This is a genomic window from Streptomyces sp. S3(2020), from assembly GCF_013044505.1.
Classification (GTDB): domain Bacteria; phylum Actinomycetota; class Actinomycetes; order Streptomycetales; family Streptomycetaceae; genus Streptomyces.
The window spans coordinates 23,275-38,764 of the sequence record NZ_JABERD010000035.1 but is presented as its reverse complement, the minus strand read 5'-3'; the positions used below and the strand labels follow the sequence as shown (position 1 = coordinate 38,764).

The 15,490-nt window shown below is 71.3% G+C and carries 19 protein-coding genes and 1 tRNA gene; 13 read left to right on the top strand and 7 right to left on the bottom strand.

Annotated elements, in window-relative coordinates:
• Positions 1 to 148 precede the first annotated feature (148 nt).
• The gene (locus HLK59_RS14410) at positions 149 to 994 is read left to right on the top strand and encodes a hypothetical protein (protein ID WP_171141799.1); all 846 of its coding nucleotides are present in this window, start codon (positions 149 to 151) and stop codon (positions 992 to 994) included.
• Here HLK59_RS14410 and HLK59_RS14405 read toward each other — a convergent pair.
• The 5 genes from HLK59_RS14405 to HLK59_RS14385 all read right to left on the bottom strand — a co-directional run bounded on the left by HLK59_RS14405 (position 991) and on the right by HLK59_RS14385 (position 6,771).
• A complete protein-coding gene (locus tag HLK59_RS14405; protein ID WP_171141818.1) occupies positions 991 to 2,736 on the bottom strand; it encodes a copper resistance protein CopC in 1,746 nt (581 codons plus the stop codon). The two genes, HLK59_RS14410 and HLK59_RS14405, sit on opposite strands and share 4 nt — an antisense overlap.
• A 100-nt stretch (positions 2,737 to 2,836) precedes the next feature.
• Complete coding sequence (locus tag HLK59_RS14400) at positions 2,837 to 3,595, bottom strand: SDR family NAD(P)-dependent oxidoreductase (protein ID WP_171141798.1); 759 nt, start codon at positions 3,593 to 3,595, stop codon at positions 2,837 to 2,839.
• Positions 3,592 to 4,059 (bottom strand): cupin domain-containing protein, encoded by a 468-nt coding sequence (locus HLK59_RS14395; protein WP_171141797.1) that lies wholly within the window; start codon positions 4,057 to 4,059, stop codon positions 3,592 to 3,594. The genes HLK59_RS14400 and HLK59_RS14395 overlap by 4 nt, the downstream gene beginning before the upstream one ends.
• A complete protein-coding gene (locus HLK59_RS14390; RefSeq protein ID WP_171141796.1) occupies positions 4,056 to 4,655 on the bottom strand; it encodes a GNAT family N-acetyltransferase in 600 nt (199 codons plus the stop codon). The genes HLK59_RS14395 and HLK59_RS14390 overlap by 4 nt, the downstream gene beginning before the upstream one ends.
• The gene (locus tag HLK59_RS14385) at positions 4,648 to 6,771 is read right to left on the bottom strand and encodes a penicillin acylase family protein (protein WP_171141795.1); all 2,124 of its coding nucleotides are present in this window, start codon (positions 6,769 to 6,771) and stop codon (positions 4,648 to 4,650) included. Before HLK59_RS14385 ends, HLK59_RS14390 begins: the two co-directional genes overlap by 8 nt.
• Positions 6,772 to 6,849: 78 nt before the next feature.
• Here HLK59_RS14385 and HLK59_RS14380 point away from each other — a divergent pair, with 78 nt between their 5' ends.
• From HLK59_RS14380 to HLK59_RS14365, 4 genes are all read left to right on the top strand, one after another.
• Positions 6,850 to 7,554 (top strand): siderophore-interacting protein, encoded by a 705-nt coding sequence (locus tag HLK59_RS14380; RefSeq protein ID WP_171141794.1) that lies wholly within the window; start codon positions 6,850 to 6,852, stop codon positions 7,552 to 7,554.
• Positions 7,555 to 7,579: 25 nt separating this feature from the next.
• Positions 7,580 to 8,173, top strand: coding sequence for an HhH-GPD-type base excision DNA repair protein (locus HLK59_RS14375; protein WP_171141793.1), 594 nt, complete (start codon positions 7,580 to 7,582; stop codon positions 8,171 to 8,173).
• A 55-nt stretch (positions 8,174 to 8,228) separates the two neighbouring features.
• A complete protein-coding gene (locus HLK59_RS14370) occupies positions 8,229 to 8,885 on the top strand; it encodes an HdeD family acid-resistance protein (protein WP_171141792.1) in 657 nt (218 codons plus the stop codon).
• Positions 8,886 to 8,954: 69 nt separating this feature from the next.
• Complete coding sequence (locus HLK59_RS14365; protein ID WP_171141791.1) at positions 8,955 to 9,260, top strand: hypothetical protein; 306 nt, start codon at positions 8,955 to 8,957, stop codon at positions 9,258 to 9,260.
• 195 nt (positions 9,261 to 9,455) lie between these two features.
• Here HLK59_RS14365 and HLK59_RS14360 read toward each other — a convergent pair whose 3' ends face one another.
• Positions 9,456 to 11,054 carry a helicase HerA-like domain-containing protein gene (locus HLK59_RS14360; RefSeq protein ID WP_171141790.1) on the bottom strand — a complete coding sequence of 533 codons (1,599 nt, stop codon included), beginning with the start codon at positions 11,052 to 11,054 and terminating at the stop codon, positions 9,456 to 9,458.
• Between the two features lie 104 nt (positions 11,055 to 11,158).
• Between HLK59_RS14360 and HLK59_RS14355 the strand changes: the two genes are divergently transcribed.
• The gene (locus HLK59_RS14355; protein WP_003999914.1) at positions 11,159 to 11,455 is read left to right on the top strand and encodes a type II toxin-antitoxin system VapB family antitoxin; all 297 of its coding nucleotides are present in this window, start codon (positions 11,159 to 11,161) and stop codon (positions 11,453 to 11,455) included.
• A 99-nt stretch (positions 11,456 to 11,554) separates the two neighbouring features.
• Entirely contained in the window at positions 11,555 to 12,202 is a 648-nt protein-coding gene (locus HLK59_RS14350) for a LytR C-terminal domain-containing protein (protein ID WP_240982408.1), read from the top strand.
• A 94-nt stretch (positions 12,203 to 12,296) separates the two neighbouring features.
• Here HLK59_RS14350 and upp read toward each other — a convergent pair whose 3' ends face one another.
• Positions 12,297 to 12,932, bottom strand: coding sequence for a uracil phosphoribosyltransferase (gene upp / locus HLK59_RS14345; protein ID WP_171141789.1), 636 nt, complete (start codon positions 12,930 to 12,932; stop codon positions 12,297 to 12,299).
• A gap of 141 nt (positions 12,933 to 13,073) precedes the next feature.
• Here upp and HLK59_RS14340 point away from each other — a divergent pair, with 141 nt between their 5' ends.
• The 6 genes from HLK59_RS14340 (at position 13,074) to HLK59_RS14315 (ending at position 15,482) form a co-directional block, all read left to right on the top strand.
• Positions 13,074 to 13,256 (top strand): hypothetical protein, encoded by a 183-nt coding sequence (locus tag HLK59_RS14340; RefSeq protein ID WP_171141788.1) that lies wholly within the window; start codon positions 13,074 to 13,076, stop codon positions 13,254 to 13,256.
• A 243-nt stretch (positions 13,257 to 13,499) separates the two neighbouring features.
• Positions 13,500 to 14,036, top strand: coding sequence for a hypothetical protein (locus tag HLK59_RS14335; RefSeq protein WP_171141816.1), 537 nt, complete (start codon positions 13,500 to 13,502; stop codon positions 14,034 to 14,036).
• Positions 14,037 to 14,092: 56 nt separating this feature from the next.
• The gene (gene tadA, locus HLK59_RS14330; protein WP_240982407.1) at positions 14,093 to 14,518 is read left to right on the top strand and encodes a tRNA adenosine(34) deaminase TadA; all 426 of its coding nucleotides are present in this window, start codon (positions 14,093 to 14,095) and stop codon (positions 14,516 to 14,518) included.
• A gap of 44 nt (positions 14,519 to 14,562) precedes the next feature.
• Positions 14,563 to 14,647 (top strand) — tRNA-Ser (locus tag HLK59_RS14325).
• Between the two features lie 345 nt (positions 14,648 to 14,992).
• A complete protein-coding gene (locus HLK59_RS14320; protein ID WP_171141787.1) occupies positions 14,993 to 15,169 on the top strand; it encodes a hypothetical protein in 177 nt (58 codons plus the stop codon).
• A 19-nt stretch (positions 15,170 to 15,188) separates the two neighbouring features.
• The gene (locus tag HLK59_RS14315) at positions 15,189 to 15,482 is read left to right on the top strand and encodes a Dabb family protein (RefSeq protein WP_171141786.1); all 294 of its coding nucleotides are present in this window, start codon (positions 15,189 to 15,191) and stop codon (positions 15,480 to 15,482) included.
• Positions 15,483 to 15,490 lie beyond the last annotated feature (8 nt).

Below are 15,490 nucleotides of genomic sequence, written 5' to 3'. Positions count from 1 at the left end.
GAACACGGTGGCGTAATGACAGCCGTATGTCCTGTCATGCGTCAAGAGGCGCCCGTCACCTTTGTGGAAACGTGACCGACACATCCAAGATCGATCCGATCGCCCGAATCGCCTTCGACCCGTCGAACAAGCCGCTAGCTTTTCCGCCATGACGACATCGCATCTCCCGACCGTGTCCCTGCGTAGCCGCTCCGGCGGGCTGTGGGCGGAGAACGGGAGACTCACCCTGGAGCAGGACGGGGTCCGAAGACGGATACCGCTGGCGGCCGTGCGGGAGGTTCGCGCCACCGACGGCCCGCGCGGCGTGGAGGTGGTGCTGACGGCTCCCGAGGGCGCGCGCCCGACCGTCTACCGCCTCGCCCACCGCAAGGCCGCCGAGGTGGCCGTGTTCGTCTCGGCCGTGAACGCCGGGCTGCCCGCCCCGCGGGACCCGGTGGACGGGGCCGCGCTCGTGGTGGTGGAACCGGGCGGGGCGCGCACACCGTTCTGGGCGTCCCCCGAGTTCTGGCTGTGGACCGTGATCGGGCTCGTGGGCGCGGGCTGGGTCGCCGGGCTGACCACGCTGATCGCGCACTCCGACGTCATCGGCGCGATCCTCTGGGTCTTCGGGACGAAACCCCTGATCGCCGGCGTCGTCATCTACGCGCTCGCCGCGGGTGAGCTGTACGACCGCGCGATCCTGTGGCGGCGCGGCGTCCCCGTCGTGGCGACCTTCTCGCACACCGCCGGCAAGAAGAACCTGTACCGCTTCACGGACCTGGACGGTGTGCAGCGCCACTGCGAACCCGACAGCTCCGCCCACAGCGCCGTGCACTACCTCGGCCTCAAGGAGGTGCAGGTCTCCTACGACCCGCGCAGGCCGGACCGGGTCAAGGCCCGGCTCACGGTGGGCACCTGGGTGCTGCGGTCCCTCGGTGTGGGGATCTTCGGCACGGCCCTGCTGTACACGGGCCTCTGGATGGTCCCGTACCAGCTCTACCAGGTGCTGTCCTAGCCGATCACCACGGACTTCGTCACGCTGGCCTGGTCGATCTCGGAGACCCGGACCGTCACCTTCATCTCCCAGGTGCCGGCGATCGGCAGATCGAAGCCACTGCTTCCCCAATAGCCGCCCTTGTCGGTCAGCTTGGCGTCCAGCGGGCCGATGTCCTGGGACGGGAGCGTGAAGGAGAGGCGGAGTTCGGGGACGATGGCGAAACCGCCCTGGGCGTCGAGGACGACCGCCTCCACCGAGTTCCGGCCGACCCGGCCCGGGTCGAGGGTGATCTGCACCTTGCCCCGGGCGCCGCCGATGTCGAAGGGGACGTAGGAGACGGACGCGACGGGCAGCCCGGTCGCCACGGGGCTCTGCGCGGCCTCCGCCTCCGCGCGGCCCGGCACGGTGCCGGTGAGCACGGTCGTGATCACCAGCACCACGACACCGATGGTGACTTCGGCGAGGACGGACCGTCGCAGACCACGGCGGTCCACAGCGACCGGCGGCTGCTCGGGCGCCTCCGGCACCGGCGGCTCCTCGGGTGCCTCCGGCAGCGGCGGCCCGCCCACCGGCTCCGGCACCCGTTCCGGTACGGCGGTGCGCGCGTCCGCCGTCGCCAGCCGTACCGTCCACAGCCGCGAGAACCCGGCCGCCGTCAGCAGTACGACCACCACGATCAGCTTGGCGACCAGGAGCCGGCCGTACGTCGTGTCCGTCAGCGCGCCCCAGGAACCGAGGCCACGCCAGGACTGGTAGACGCCGGTGAGGACCAGGGCGGTCACGGAGGCGAAGGCGAGGCGGGAGAAGCGGGTGACCGTGGCCGGTTCGACGACCGCCGCCCGGTACAGCGTGACGACCAGTGCCGTCAGTCCGCCCAGCCAGACCGCCATCGCCAGGACGTGCAGGACCGAGGAGGCCATCGCCACGGGCACCTGGATGCCGGCGGAGGCGTGCTCACCGGCGGCCCAGGTGAGGGCGAGACCGAGGGCGAGGACGGTGCCGATCGCGTACGAGGACCGGCGGTGCCGGAACAGCCGCAGGAGGAAGACCGCCGTCAGCGCGAGCAGCGCCAGCCGGGCCAGCAGCACCACTCCCGGCCGGCTCGTCACCGTCCGTTCGAAGGCCGCGGCGTCGAAGGCCGTCGCGGGACCCGTGCCGGCCTCGTAGGGCGCCCGCAGCACGAACAGCGCGACCGTGGCTCCCGCCAGCGTCCACCAGCCCACCCGCAGCAGCCTGGGCAGGATGCTCGCGTCCGCCGGGCGGCAGAACGCGAGGAAGACCGCCGTGCCGATGAGCAGCGCCACCGCGAGATAGGCCAGGTAGCGGGCGATGTTGTAGAGGCCCTCGGTGGCCGGGTTCTCCACGGGGCCCGGGTCCACGGTCACCACCGTGGCCGAGGGTTTCCCGACGGAGAAGGTGAACGCCCCCGACACCGGATGGCTGTCCGCCGAGACGACCCGCCAGGCCACCGTGAAGGTGCCCTGGCCGAGCCCGCTGGTGGGCAGCGAGACCCGGGCGGTGTCCGAGCTCCCCGGCACATGCTCGGCCTCCCCCGTGCGCACCCGCTCGTTCTTCGGGCTCAGTACGCGGAAGGAGTCGTCGAGCAGGCCGACGGACTCGGTGAAGGTCAGGGTGATGTACCGGGGGGCGGACTTGAGGACGGTTCCGTCCTCGGGGTCGGTGGAGCGGAGGGCGGCGTGGGCCGACGCCGGTCCCGCGCCGCCGAAGAGGAGCAGGACCAGCACGGTGCCCAGCAGCACCAGCCCTTGAACTCTCCGCCGTCCTCGTCCACCGTCACGCTCCACGTCAGTACTCCGTCCCGCAGCTCCGGGTTATGTACGCACGCCGGCGCCGGAACACTCACCAGGTGGGCCGCGCCGACACTCCCCCGTCGACGACCAGGTCCTGCCCGGTGATCCAGGAGGCGAGCGGCGAGGCGAGGAACGCGCAGGCGTCGCCGATGTCCTCGGGGCGGCCCAGTCGGCCCAGGGGCGCCTTCGCCTGCCAGCGCCGCACCCCTTGCGGCCAGTCCCGCGCCAGTCCCTCCCGGTCGATCAGCCCCGGCGAGACGCTGTTGACGCGGATGCCGCGGGGCCCGTACTCCAGGGCCGCCGAACGGGCGTGCATCACCAGGGCGGCCTTGGACGCGGAGTAGTGGGCGTGCCCGGCGGCGGGACCGTGCGCCTCGATCGAGGCGATGTGCGTCACCGAGCCGCCGCCGTGCTCCATGACCTCCGCCGCGGCCTGGGTGCACGCGAAGGCGCTCGTCAGGTTGGTGTCGACGACCTCCCGCCACTCGGCGGCCGTCATCCCCGCCAGCTCCCGCACCGGCTGCACCCCCGCGTTGTTGACCAGCGAGGTCAGACCGCCGCCCCACGCGTCCGCCTCCCGGACCAGCTCGCGGCAGTCGGTCTCGTCCGTCAGATCCGCCTGGAGTACGACGGCCCGCGCACCCGACTCCCGGACCCGGGCCGCCACTTCCTCCGCCGCCGTCACCGCCGTACGGCAGTGCAGGACCACCGCGGCCGCCCCCAGCTCGGCGAACCGCACCGCGATCCCCCGCCCGACACCACCACCCGCACCCGTGACAAGCGCGACCTGCCCTTCGAGGAGCCTCATGGACGACACAGTCCCGCGATCCGCTCCGCCTCCCCGGGATAACGCGCCATCAGAGCCCCGGACTCCCCGTGCTCATAGCCCTCGTAGGTGAAGCCGGGAGCCATCGTGCAGCCGAAGAGCGTCCACGCGCCCCGGGTGCGGGCGCCCATCCAGGTACCGGCGGGGACGGTCAGCTGGACGTGCTGGCCGGTGAGGACGTCGGGGCCCAGTACCGGGGTGCTCGATGTGCCGTCGGGGGACAGGAGGAGGAGTTCCAGGGGGTCACCGAGGTAGAAGTGCCAGACCTCGTCGCCGGGCAGGCGGTGCAGGGCGGAGAAGTCGTCGGAGGTGAGCAGGACGACGACGGCCGAGCCCTCCGGCCGTCCGTCCGCGCGCTCGGGGCCCGCCCAGGTACGGCGGAACAGGCCCCCCTCGCGCGGAATCGGCTCCAGTCCGTAATGGGCGACGAGGTCTTCTGGGGTCACCCCTGGAAGGCTACCTCCCGGGTCAGGAACGCCAGTTGGGCGTGCTTCTCGGGCAGGTACACGTCCGGGATGTCGATCTCCGGCAGCACGACCCGCTCGCCGGCCACGAACCCCTGCCGCAGGAAGCGGGCGATCGCCTTCTCGTTGCGCACGTCGGGATCGACCACGACCCGCTCGCGGTCCTTGAGGACGTACTGGGCGACGGCGCCCAGGAGAGCCGACGACCAGCCGTCCCGCGCGCCGGCCGCACCGGCGGGGGCGAGCAGCAGATGGATGCCGATGTCGCCGGGTTCGACCTCGTAGCACTCGCTGACCCGGTCGGCCTCCGGCTCATAGGTCTGGAGCAGTCCGACCGGCTCGCCGTCCTTCTCCAGCAGATAGGCGTGATGGGTGTCGAGGGTGTCCATAAGGGCGTAGATCTCGGCCACTTGGTCCTGGGTGAGGCCGTTCATGCCCCAGAACGCGGCCCGTTCCTCGCTGACCCAGCCGTGCAGCACCCCGGCGTCGGCCTTCGCGTCGAGGATGCGCACCCGGACGGTGCCGAAGCCGTCGACCTCCTGCTCGTGGACGTATTCCTGCGGGGGGAGGTCAGACATCGCTCTCCTTGCTGAGCTGTTCGAAGTCGGTGACGACCGGGACGAGGTCGCCCGCGAGCCACAGGGGCAGTTGATCACGGTGATGGGGCGAGCCGGGCACGCCCGAGGCGCCGAACGGCACCACCCAGCGGCTGTCCTCGCGCCGGGCCAGGTCCCACACGTAGCGGGCGGCCGGACCGCGCGCGGCCAGGTCGGTCAGACCGGGCACGGCGGAGGTGCACAGCACGCAGTCGTGGTCGCCGGAGAGCCCGGGTTGGTCGAACGTCTCGTACTCCTCGCCCTTCTCGTGCTTCTCGTCCGTCTCGTCCGTCTCGTCCTTCTCGTACGTCGTGTTCGGCAACGCCCGCCACGGGTACAGCCGGTGGGTCTCGCCCCAGGTCGCGGGCGGCTTCCCGGCGGCGACCTCCTCGACGGCCGCGCGGATCTCGGCCGGGCGGTCGATGCCGTACAACTCCTGGGCGCGCAGCAGGTGTTCGAGGGCGTAGCCGATGCGCGGCAGCAGGCCGAGCCAGGGCAGGAGGACCTCGGGGTAGGCGGGCGGGGCGGTCAGCGCGGCGAACGCGGGGTGGGCGGCGAGCCGGCGGACGACGGCGCCGCGCACCGCGGAGTAGAGGGCGGCGTCCTGGCTGTCCGCGTCCATGCGGCGGTTCCAGCGCAGGAGGGCGGCGGTGAGCTCCGCGGCCTCCGGCGTCAGATCGCGGAGTGCGGCGAGGTGGTCCAACAGGGGCCCGGCGGACGCCAGATACGTGTCCATGTGGAGGGCGGGCATGTCCTGCGCCGACCACTTGTCCTTCTCCGCGAGCATCGCCGCGATGCGGTTCGCGCGGTGCGGCGGGGCGAACTCGACGCCGAGCGGTTCCGCCGGACCCCGCTGGTTGGCCATGACGGCGACGCCGTCCTCGGTGAGTGAGGCGCGGGGCATGTCGTGCCAGCCCCGCCACTCGTGCCCGGGCTCCCAGGCGGGGACGACACGGGTGCGGTTGGCCCGGGAGCGCACCGGCACCCGGCCCGCGACCCGGTGCAGCAGCCCGCCCTCGGTGTCGGCGGCCTGGACGACGTTGACCGGCTCGGCCCAGCTGTCGAAGGCCCGGTCCACGTCGGCGACCCGGCGGGCGCGCAGCAGCGGCAGAAGGGTGCCGAAGCCCAGGTCGCCGCTGACCCGGGGCGGGTTGCGGAGGCTGAGGGCGAGCGGTGTGCCGTCGTCGAGCCCTTCCGGGCCGCCGGCGATGACCGGCCCGCGCTCGGTCTCGATGATCTCGACCTCGACGGACTCCTCGCCGGCCACCTCGACGGTCTCGGTGTGCCGGGAGGCGCGCGTCCACCTGCCGTCCGGGCCGAGGGCCTCGACACCGGCCCCGGTCCGCCGCAGCCGCTCCTCGTACAGGTCCTGGTAGTCGGCCATGGCGTTGGTGATGGCCCAGGCGACCGTGCCGGTGTGGCCGAAGTGGGCGATGCCGGGGACGCCGGGGACGGCGAGGCCGACGACGTCGAACTCCGGGCAGGAGAGGTGGATCTGCTGGTAGACGCCGGGGTCCTCGATGAAGCGGTGCGGGTCGCCGGCGATGACGGCCCGGCCGGTCACGGTCCGTTCGCCGCTCACCAGCCAGCCGTTGCTGCCGGAGGTGCCGGGACCGTCGATGGCGAAGAGCCCGACGGCCTCCTCGCCGAGGTGCCGCACGGCCTGCTCGCGCCAGAGCTTGGCGGGGAAGCCCGCGAAGAGGATGTGGGCGCCGAGCCAGACGCCGAGCGGGGTCCAGGGCTCCCAGCGGCCGGGGGCACCGAGGGGCAGGGTGGCGGTCGCCTCGGCGAGGCCTTCGTTGACGCCGTCGACGTAGGCCCGTACCCAGTCGGCCGTCTCCGGATCCTGTCGCTCCAGATGCTCGAAGCAGCGTCTGGCGGTGTCGTCGAGCCGGGCCCGCCGCACGAACCGGTCCCAGGCCAGGGAGTCGGGGCCGAGGAGGGACGCCGAGGTGCCGCGGGCGCGGTGCCGCTCGACCTCCAGCTGCCAGGCCCGGTCACGGGCGGTGACGAGGCCCTGGGCACGGGCGAGTTCACGCACGCTGTCGGCACGCAGATGCGGGACACCCCAGGCATCCCGGTAGATCTCGGCGCTCACTCTGTGTCTCTCCTGTGCTTTAGGTTAGGCTCACCTAAGTAACCCGTGGTGAAATCGTACGCGAGGAGTGAAGAGACGATGGGGCAGGGGCATGGCTGGGAGGGCGCGGTCCTCAGACTGCTGCGGGCCAAGGACTACGTCTTCACCGTCACCGGCGCCGAGGACGTCACCGCGAGCTACCGGCGCGTCCACCTCACCGACGGCGGCATGCTCGCCGCGACCGGCGTCCACCCCACGATGTGGGTGCGGCTGTGGTTCTCCGACGCGGGCAAGCCGCACCAGCGGGCCTACACCCTCGTCGACCCGGACCCCGCGGCCGGCACCTTCAGCCTGGAGTTCGCCCTCCACGAGGGCGTGGCGAGCGACTGGGCACGCACCGCGAAGCCCGGCGACACCATCGAGGCGACGGTCCACGGCACGGGCTTCGAGAACCCCGACCCGTCACCGACCCATGTCTTCGCGATAGGCGACCCGGCGTCCCTGCCCGCCATCAACTCCCTGCTGCAAGCACTCGACCGGGCCCCGGCGACGGTGTGGTTCGAGGGCGGCACGGACGGCCTCCCCTTCCGCACGGACCCGTCCCGCCATGACGTCCGCCCGTCCTCGTCCCTGGTCGACGAGGTGAAGAGGGACCTCCCCGACCTCCTGCGGGCCCACCCGGACGCGTACGTCTGGATCGCCTGCGACACCAGGACGACCCGCACCCTGTCCTCGTACGTCCGCAAGGACCTGGGCGTCCCCAAGGAGCGGCTGCACGCGCTGGGGTACTGGCGGGCGGCCTGACCCCGTACGCGGCATGATCGGGGTCATGGACGTCACCCTTCACCTCGCCCAGGACCCCGAGGCCGACGAACTCCTCGGGCGCTCCCCGCTCGCCGCGCTGGTCGGGATGCTGCTGGACCAGCAGGTCCCGATGGAGTGGGCGTTCAAGGGACCCCGGACCATCGCGGACCGGCTCGGCCTGGACGACCTCGACGCGCACGAGATCGCCGCGCAGGACCCGGACGCCTTCGCGGCCCTGCTCTCGGACAAGCCGGCGGTCCACCGCTACCCGGGCTCCATGGCCAAGCGGATCCAGCAGCTGTGCCAGTACCTCGTCGAGCACTACGACGGCAACGCCGAGCTGGTGTGGAAGGGCGTGGACGACGGACGCGAGCTGCTGCGCCGGCTGGAGGACCTTCCCGGCTTCGGCAAGCAGAAGGCCCAGATCTTCCTGGCCCTGCTGGGCAAGCAGCTGGACGTACGGCCCAAGGGCTGGCGGGAGGCGGCCGGCGCGTACGGCGAGGCCCGGTCCTTCCGGTCCGTAGCCGACATCACCGGCCCGGATTCGCTGGTGAAGGTACGGGCGCACAAGCAGGAGATGAAGGCGGCGGCGAAGGCCGCGAAGGCCGCAGGCACATAAGCCGATCGGCCCAGCCCACCGTGCGGGGCGGCCGCGCGCGGTCCCAGCATGGAGCATGACCGAGGCACCGCGCGGCTCCTCCTGGGGGCCCGAGTTCGACGACCGCGAGGTCCACGCGCAGCAACGCGCCCATGAGCCCGAGCCGCCCCTGGAGGGGCCCCTGCACGCCCTGTCCAAGGCGGCCTGGCAGGTGGTCCTGGTCACCGGCCTCGCCTCCCTCGTCCTGGGCGTTCTCGTGCTGGTCTGGCCGGGCTCCACACTCCTCGCCACCGGCATCCTGTTCGGCGTCTATCTCGTCGTCAGCGGCATCTTCCAGCTGGTCTCGGCCTTCGGCACGCACAAGACGACCGGTCTGCGCGTGCTCGCCTTCATCAGCGGCGCCCTGTCGATCCTGCTGGGCCTGTTCTGTTTCCGCGGCCCCATGCAGTCGACCCTGCTGCTCGCCCTGTGGATCGGCATCGGCTGGCTGATCCGCGGCATCACCCAGACCCTGGCCGCCGCCTCCGACCCGTCGATGCCCGCCCGCGGCTGGCAGGTCTTCCTCGGGATCGTCACGTTCGTCGCCGGGATCGTGCTGATCGACTCCCCCTTCGAGTCGGTCGCCGTCCTCACCGTGGTCGGCGGGATCTGGCTGGTCGCCGTGGGCATCGTCGAGATCGTCACGGCGGTGCGGATGCGCGGGCGGGCCGGACAGGTACCGCGCACGGTGTGAGTAACCCGTGCGGGCGGATCTGACGGACGAGGCGATGCACCTCGCGCTCCCCGGGGCAGACCAGCAACCATGAGCAGCACCAGAACCTGGCTCCGCGCCTTCGTCCTGCTGCTCGCGCTGCTCGTGCCGGGCGCCCACAGCGGTGCGCACGCGGCGATCCCCGTCACCTCCGTCACCTCGGTCGCCGCCGGTGAGGCCGCCGAGTACGACGTCCTGGACACGGCCCTGCGGCCACCGGCCCGCGCCGCCCACCGTCCCGTCGCATCCCCACGGACCGCCCCGGCGCCCGGTGTCCCGGCGGTCCGTCCCCTCCCGAAGCCGCCGCACCCGTCGTACGCCCCGCACATCCTGCGCTCGGTGGTCCTGCGCTGCTGACCGGCCCTCGCACGAGAGGCCCCTGTCAGCAACGAACGCGAGGAGCACCACCACCATGCCCGTAGATCCGTACGCCGTCCTGCGCGCCCTGCTGCGCGCCGAGGCCGCCCGCAACACGCCCAAACCGCAGCCCCGGGCGGAGAAGCCGCCGGTGAAGGAAGTGAAGCGCGGCTGATCCCGTGGCGGAGGCGGGCTCTACCGCCTCCGCCGTGCCGTGCCGAAGACCGAGCGGCTGATCTCACGGCCGATCTGTGTCCCCAGGGAGCGGGCGAGGGACTTGAACACCCCGCTGCCGACGACCTGTTCGACGACCGACGGGTCCTTCTTCGGCTGGGCCTTGTCCGGCTGAGCCGCCTTGGGAGGTGCCGTCATCTCGTCCGGCCCCTTCGCGCCCCGCGCCGCGTTCAGCTTCTCGAACGCCGACTCGCGATCCACAGCCTGTGCATAGCGCCCGTGCAACGGCGACGCCTGCACCGCCGCGTCGAGGGCGGTGGCGTCGATGGGGCCCATCAGGGACTCGGGGGCGCGCAGCCGGGTCGCCGCCACCGGGGTGGGGGCACCCTTCTCGCTGAGCACGGTGACCACGGCCTCTCCCGTGCCGAGCCCGGTGAGCAGTTCCTCCAGGTCGTACGCCGAGTTGGGGAACGTCTTCACGGTGGCCTTCAGCGCCTTCTGGTCATCCGGGGTGAAGGCCCTGAGCGCGTGCTGGACGCGGTTGCCCAGCTGGGCCAGGACGTCGGCGGGTACGTCCTTCGGGGTCTGCGTCACGAAGAAGACACCGACCCCTTTCGAGCGAATCAGCCGGACGGTCTGCGTGATCGAGTCCAGGAAGGCCTTCGAGGCGTCGTGGAAGAGCAGATGCGCCTCGTCGAAGAAGAAGACCAGCTTCGGCTTGTCGGCGTCCCCGACCTCGGGCAGATCGTGGAAGAGGTCGGCGAGAAGCCACATCAGGAACGTCGAGAACAGCTGCGGCTTGTCCTGCACGGCGGGCAGTTCGAGGACGGAGACCATGCCGCGCCCGTCCTCGGCCGTGCGCAGCAGTTCGTCCGTGTCGAACTCCGGCTCCCCGAAGAAGTCGGCCATGCCCTGCGCCTCGAAGGCGGTGAGGGAGCGCAGGATCACCCCGGCCGTGGCCGTCGAGAGTCCGCCGATGTTCTTCAGCTCGCCCTTGCCCTCGTCCGAGGTCAGGAAGGTGACGACCGCCCTGAGGTCCTTGAGGTCGACCAGTTCCAGGCCCTTGGTGTCGGCGTAGTGGAAGATCAGGCCGAGCGACTGCTCCTGGGTCTGGTTGAGCTGGAGCACCTTGGACAGCAGCAGCGGACCGAAGTCCGTGATCGTCGCCCGCACGGGGATGCCGTGGCCCAGACCGCCGAGGGCGTAGAACTCCGCCGGGAAGCCGGTCGCCGTCCACTCCTGGTGTACGTCCGCGGCGCGGGCCCGCACCTTGTCGTTACCGGCTCCGGGCGCCGAAATCCCGGACACATCGCCCTTGATGTCCGCGAGGAACACCGGCACGCCCTGCGCCGAGAGCTGCTCGGCGATCAGCTGGAGCGTCTTGGTCTTGCCGGTGCCCGTCGCGCCCGCGACCAGACCGTGCCGGTTCAGCATCGGCAACGGGATCCTGACCTGCGCGTCCGGCAGACACACCCCGTCCCACAGGAGGGCGCCCAGATCGAGGGCGGGCCCGGTGAAGGCGTACCCGGAGGCGATCTCCAGGGCCTCCTTCGGAAGGGCCGGCGCACTCCCCGGGGCCTCGGGAGCGGCGGACTGCGGCATGGTCTCGCTGTCACTCATCTCAGGCACCTGTTCCGGTTTGCCCCCGTTCACGGCATCTTTTCCAGCATCACACTCCGTCGCCATGGCTGCGCCCGGAAGGTCTTGACCGGTAGGCTTTCCGTGTGATCTTCAAGCGCATCGGAAACGGCCGGCCATACCCCGACCATGGCCGGGAAAGCACCCGGCAGTGGGCGGACGTCGCGCCGCGCCCGGTCCGCCTCGATCAACTGGTGACGACCAAGGGCCAGCTCGACCTGGAAACCCTGCTCGCCGAGGACTCCACGTTCTACGGCGACCTCTTCGCGCACGTCGTGAAGTGGCAGGGCGACCTGTACCTGGAGGACGGCCTCCACCGCGCGGTACGGGCGGCGCTCCAGCAGCGCCAGGTGCTGCACGCGCGTGTGCTCGAACTGGATTGAGTGGCGACCCTGTAAAGGGTTGGCCCTTTCGGGTTCTTCTGACCCGGATCCAATGATCATTTAGTAGGCATCGCCGCCCCGGCGCACTACGCTGCGCCCATGAGCATGCTGACTCCCCCAGGCATGGGCGGCAAGTACCGGATCACGGGGGACAAGTACCCGCGCATGCGCCGTCCCCGGCGGCGCGGAAGGCTCGCGGTCGCCCTGGTCGCCTCGGTCACCGCGCTCGGTCTCGTCGGCTGGGGCACGCTACAGCTCATCGACGTCTTCACCGGCGGCGGCGACCAGGCCTCGGCGGCCGGTCCCAAGGCGGACTGCGCCACGAAGGCGTCGCCGTCGGCCTCGGCCTCGGCCTCCACCGCGGCCTATCCCAAGCCCGCCCAGATCACCGTCAACGTCTTCAACGCCACGCCCCGCGCCGGGCTCGCCAAGAAGACCGCGGACGAACTGAAGAAGCGCGGCTTCAAGATCGGTGACGTGGGCAACGCGAGCGCGGAGTTCGACAAGAAGGTCAAGGGCACCGGAATACTGCTGGGCCCCACGTCCGCGGTGAGCACGTCGTTGCCGGTTCTCGGCACGCAGCTCGCGGGCGCGGAGGCGCGGCCCGACGGCCGCAAGGGGACCGACGTCGACCTGATCATCGGGACGGGCTTCAAGTCCCTGACGGCGAAGGCGACGGCGGACAAGGCACTCGCCAAGCTGGGCGCACCCCAGCCGACGCCGACTTCTTCGAAGAAGGCCTGCTGAAACGCGCCCCGTAGGGGCGCGGGGAACTGCGCGACCAGCCACAACGGATCCGCAGTCGCCCGCGTGACGCACCCTCTACGGCGAAAAGGCGTCCTTACTCGGCGGCCCCGTAAAGACGATCGCCCGCATCCCCCAGCCCCGGCACGATGTACCCGTGCTCGTTGAGGTGGTCGTCCACCGCCGCAGTCACCACGGTCACCGGCGTCCCCGCCAGCTCACGCTCCATGACCTCGACGCCCTCCGGCGCGGCCAGCAGCACCACGGCCGTCACATCGTCCGCACCGCGCTTGATCAGCTCCTGGATCGCCGCGACCAGTGTGCCGCCGGTGGCGAGCATCGGGTCGAGGACGTAGACCTGGCGCCCGGAGAGGTCCTCCGGCATGCGCGTGGCGTAGGTGGACGCCTGGAGCGTCTCCTCGTCGCGCACCATGCCCATGAAGCCCACCTCGGCGGTCGGCAGCAGGCGGACCATGCCGTCGAGCATGCCGAGGCCGGCCCGCAGGATCGGCACGACCAGGGGGCGCGGGTAGGAGAGCTTGACGCCGGTGGTGGTGGTGACCGGGGTCGTGATGTCGACCGCTTCGGTGCGCACGTCCCGCGTGGCCTCGTAGGCGAGCAGGGTGACCAGTTCGTCGGCCAGCCGACGGAAGGTCGCGGAGTCGGTGCGCTGGTCGCGCAGCGTGGTGAGCTTGTGGGCGACCAGGGGGTGGTCGACGACGTGGAGGCGCATGTCCACAACATTAACCGGGCCCGTCGGCCCCGGCGTCCCGTGCGGCACCCCTCGCCGGCGTAAACCTCGCTTCACCCGTGCGCTGGCATCAAACCCCCCGTCGGAGGGAAAGTGGGAGGGACGCGACGGGATGGTGCGCCTATGCCGGACCAGGAGTCACCACAGGAGCCACGACAGGAGACCGACGCCCAGCGCCGCAGGCGCCGGGCCCAGTTCCTGCGCGATCTCGCCGAGGCCCGTGAGTTGCGCGACCGTGTCCAGCCCCGGCGCGCCAAGGCGGCACGGCTGCGTCACGCGATGCGCATGCGCACCTTCCGCTGGTAGGCCAACTGGTAGGCCGATCCGCTCTCTTCGGGCTCCCGCGTACGTCCCCGCCGCCCGGGCCGCGTACGATCCCGCTGGTGGCGATCAAAACGGGCGGACACAGGGTGCCGAAGACGTCCCCTGAACGCTCCGTTTCTGCCACGATTCCGAGTGGGCGGGGCTCGGAGCCAATGCCTCCCCGCCCAACAGCCTCCGCCGGGGGGACCCCCAACCGGCACGCCTATGACCAGTGGGAGAGTCACGGTGTACTTCGCCGCACTGCTCGCGCGCACCGAAGACGGGTGGGAAGCGAGCGACAAAGAGCTCGACGATGTGGAGACCCTGTCGGATCTGGCCGACCTGGCCCGTGAAGCCTCACCCGAGGACGACACGGTGCTGGTGCTCATCGAGCAGGAGGACGCCTGGTTCGGCGTCGTCCGGATCGACGGCGAGGACGACCCTCGTATCTACGTCTCGGACGCCGCCGCCGCTGCCCGCAGCAGTTACGGCGAGATCCTGCTCACCGACGAACTGCTCGGAAGGGAGCCCGGGGACGACGACACCGACCTGGACGCCCTCGATCTCGACGGCACCGAGGACGGTGAGGACGGGGACGAGGACGGGGACGACGCCGAGAGCGGCGGCTCCGCCGAGGCCGTGCCGCACGGTCCGGTCGGTGACCCCGGGATCCTCGACGACCTGGGCGTCAGCGAGAAGGAGCTGAAGTCCCTGTCGGAGGACGCGCTCGGCGAGATCGCCGAGGCCCTGGGCGCCTCGGAGGTCCTGGAGACCGTCCGCTGACCGGGGAGACCGCCGAGGGCCCCCCGGACCCGGTACGCGACCGCTGGCGAGCCGCGATGCGGCTCGCCCTGGACGAGGCCGGGCGGGCGGGCCCGGATGTGCCGGTGGGGGCCGTCGTACTGGCCCCGGACGGCACGACCGTGCTCGGGACCGGGCACAACGAACGCGAGGCGGTCGGTGACCCGACCGCCCACGCGGAGGTTCTCGCGATCCGCCGGGCGGCCGCGAAGCTCGGGGAGTGGCGGCTGACGGGCTGCACGCTGGTCGTCACCCTGGAGCCCTGCACGATGTGCGCGGGCGCGCTGGTGCAGTCCCGGGTGGAGCGCGTCGTCTACGGCGCCCGTGACGACAAGGCCGGCGCGGCCGGCTCGCTCTGGGACGTCGTCCGGGACCGGCGGCTCAACCACCGTCCCGAGGTGATCGGAGGCGTGCTCGCCGAGGAGTGCGCGCGGCTCCTCACGGACTTCTTCCGGACCCGGTAATACCGATTTCAGAGCAGGCCCCATAGTGTTGTAAGGTCTCTCTCGGTAGCGTGTCCGAGCGGCCGAAGGAGCTCGCCTCGAAAGCGAGTGTGGCGCAAGTCACCGAGGGTTCAAATCCCTCCGCTACCGCTTCTGAAGGGCCCCGTCGAGAGACGGGGCCCTTCTTGCGTCCCCCGCCGGGGGAAGCGGCGTCGGGGGGACTCGCCGCTTCCCCCGCCGGGGGACGGACCCTCAAGTGCGCGCCGCTTCGGGGGGAAGCCGTGGCGCGTACCCCGCAGTGGGGTCCGTTCCCGCCCGGGGATTCCTGCCGGATCCGCCGGGCTCACCGTCCATGCTGCGCCCCGTCGGGGCACCGCGGGCTCGACAAAGGGCCCGGAACCGCAGGTCGTTGGTCCTTAAATGTGATGTGAGGAAGTTACACTCGCCGCCGGCACAGGAGTCCCAACAGGCACGACAGTCACGGGGGAGGCCGCGGTGGCGGTGAATTCTAAGAAGGCCGCTGTCTACATACTCGTGGTCTTCACTCTGTACGTGATCATCACGGACCCGGCCAAGGCCGCGGACTACGTCCAGGTAGGGTTCGAGGGCATATCGGACGCCGCCAAGGCCATCGGTGACTTCTTCACCTGGCTCGCCGACGGGGCGCAGTAAGCCGTCATCAGGAGTGCTCATGATCCGCCACCTTGTCCTCTTCAAGCTCAACGAGGGCGTCGAGCGCGACGACCCGCGGGTCGTGAAGGGCGTCGAGGCCTTCCGTGCCCTCGACGGCACGATCGAGGACATCCGCTTCTGGGAGCTGGGCTGGAACCTCAGCGACCGGCCCATCGCCTACGACTTCGCCATCAACTCGGGGTTCGAGGACGCGGACGCGCTGCGGCGGTACGCGGAGCACCCGGAGCACCAGGCGGGAGTGGCGCTCTGGAAGGAGTTCGCCACCTGGGTGATCGCGGACTACGCGTACTGAGTGCCCCC